The 2,513-nt window shown below is 28.2% G+C and carries 3 protein-coding genes; all 3 read left to right on the top strand.

What is annotated here, in order from left to right; translation table 11 throughout:
- On the top strand, positions 1 to 556 hold a 556-nt coding region (locus tag HG1285_RS04635), incomplete at its 5' end, for an ATP-binding protein (RefSeq protein WP_008288594.1).
- Positions 553 to 1,911, top strand: a complete 1,359-nt coding sequence (locus HG1285_RS04640; RefSeq protein WP_008288593.1) for a sigma-54 dependent transcriptional regulator — start codon at positions 553 to 555, stop codon at positions 1,909 to 1,911. The genes HG1285_RS04635 and HG1285_RS04640, both read left to right, overlap by 4 nt.
- A partial coding sequence (locus HG1285_RS04645; RefSeq protein WP_008288592.1) for a tetratricopeptide repeat protein occupies positions 1,908 to 2,513 on the top strand: 606 nt, incomplete at its 3' end. The genes HG1285_RS04640 and HG1285_RS04645, both read left to right, overlap by 4 nt.

Here is a 2,513-nt window from a genome sequence, read left to right as displayed (position 1 = left end):
TGAAGATAAAGAGCTTATAGAGGATATTTTATTTGAAGCAAAAAGACTGGAAGGTATCATTAATGAAATTACATTTCTATCTCGGGAGATTTTGTTAAAAAAGGAAATTCACAACATACATAAAATAATAAGAAAAGTTTTAAAAAATTTCAAAGCCCAGTACAGAAATGTGGAATTTATAGAAATGTTTGACCCAAGTTTACCTGATATAAAAGTTGATGAAGAACAAATTATCAGGGTTTTGACAAACCTTGTAAGAAATGCAGTGGAAGCAATAAAAGAAAAAGGATGGATAGAAATTAGAACAGGTATTTCCTGGGATAAGGTTTATTCTCCAAAAGGAGATAAAGTGTTTATTAGAATAAAAGACAGTGGTAAAGGTGTACCAGAAGAACTTCAAGATAAACTTTTTTATCCATTAACATCAACAAAGAAAAATGGAATGGGACTGGGACTTTCAATTTCTTATAAAATAGTAAAAGCACATAAAGGATTGTTAAGATACATAGGAAATTCTACGTTTGAAATATTACTTCCAATAAAAGGTGAAAAATGAAAGCGGTTGTTTTTGATGATGAAAAAACCATTCTTAATGTGATTAGAAAAATACTTAAAAAAGAAAATATAGAAGTTTACACTTTTGAAAGGGGCAAAAATGCAGTAAATCTTATTAAAGAGCTTAAACCTGATATTGTATTTTTAGACATTAATTTAAAAGATGCCAATGGTATTGATATATTAAAAGAAATATCCAGATTTGAGGAAAAACCTTTTGTCGTAATGATATCCGGTTATAACGATTATAAGTATCTTATTGAAGCTATGAAACTTGGAGCTTACGATTACATACCAAAGCCTTTTGATATAGATAAAATAAAGAAAATTGTTAAAGAGATAAAAGAAACAATAAAAATACCAACTAATGAAATAAACGTTTCCACTGAAATAGTAGGAAAAAGTCCATTAATGGCGAATGTTTTCAAACTTGTAGGAAGAGCTTCAACTACAGATGAGCCTGTTTTAATAACAGGTGAAAGTGGAACAGGAAAAGAAGTTATTGCAAATTTAATACATAAATTCAGTCCAAGGTCTGAAAATCCTTTTATAGCTATAAATTGTGCTGCAATACCAGGTGATTTAATTGAAAGTGAGCTTTTTGGTTTTGAAAAGGGAGCTTTTACAGGAGCAATAACATCAAAAAAAGGAAAATTTGAACTTGCAGATAAAGGGACATTATTTTTAGATGAAATCAGCCAGTTAACTTATGATGCTCAAGGAAAATTACTTAGAGCAATACAGGAAAAAGAGATTATTCCTATTGGGTCTAATAAAAGTATTAAAATAGATGTGAAAATAATAGCAGCCACAAATGAGAACTTAAAAGCCTTAGTTGAAAAAGGACTTTTTAGAGAAGATTTGTTTTACAGACTTTCTGTTTTTGAGATAAACTTGCCTCCTTTGAGAGAAAGGAAAGAAGATATTATTGAGCTTATTAATCTTTTTACAAAACAAACATTAAAAAAATTAGGGTTAAAAAAGGGTGGATTTTCAGAAGAATCTATAGAAATTTTGCAAAATTATGATTTTCCAGGTAATGTTAGAGAGTTAAAAAATTTAGTAAGTAAATTAATTTCCATATATAGAGAAAGAATTATTACTCCTGATTTACTTCCTCCTGAAGTAAGAAATGAACCAGCCTTTGATATTTACCAGATGTTTAGGAAAGAAATTCAGACAAAATTATTAAATAATGAAAAAGATATATATTATAATATTATTAATGGGTTTGAAAAAATACTAATAGAGGAAGCATTGAAAGTAAGTAAAGGAAACATATCAAAAGCAGCTAACTTATTAGGTATCCATAGAAATACTCTACATAAAAAAATAAAAGAATTAAATTTAAAATGAGAAAAACAGTATATGTATTAACTTTATTGTTTTTTGCATTTAATTTTTACAGCTGTGCTACAAAAAAACCATCAAAAGAAGAAATAGAGAGAACAGTTCAGTATTATTTTAAGATGGGTGTATCTTATTTAAACAGTGGTAATGTGGCAGAGGCTATTTATAATTTAAATCAAGCATATGCTATAAAACCAAAAGACCCAGATATTTTAAATGCTCTTGGAATAGCATATACAAAAGTAGGAGAGTTAGATAAAGCCCAGGAATATTTTTTAAAAGCGATACAGACAAATCCTGAAAAAGCAGAAAGCTATGTTAATTTAGGAATTTTACTGGCAAAGAAAAAAGATTATGGGTCAGCGAAAAATTATTTTAAAAAGGCTATAAAAAATCCAAACTATAAAAATAAAGAAAAAGCTTACTATAATCTGGCGCTTGTTTATCTTAAGTTAGGTAATTTGAAAAGATATGAAGAATCTCTAAAAAAAGCCATTGCTTACAACAATTTCTTTCTCCCTGCTTATGAAGAACTTGGAAATTATTACATGCAGCAAGATAAATATGACCAGGCAAAAAGATTATACGAAAAGGCTATATCTTTAGGT

The sequence above is a fragment of the Hydrogenivirga sp. 128-5-R1-1 genome, assembly GCF_000171895.1.
This window is presented reverse-complemented; position numbering and strand designations above follow the sequence as displayed.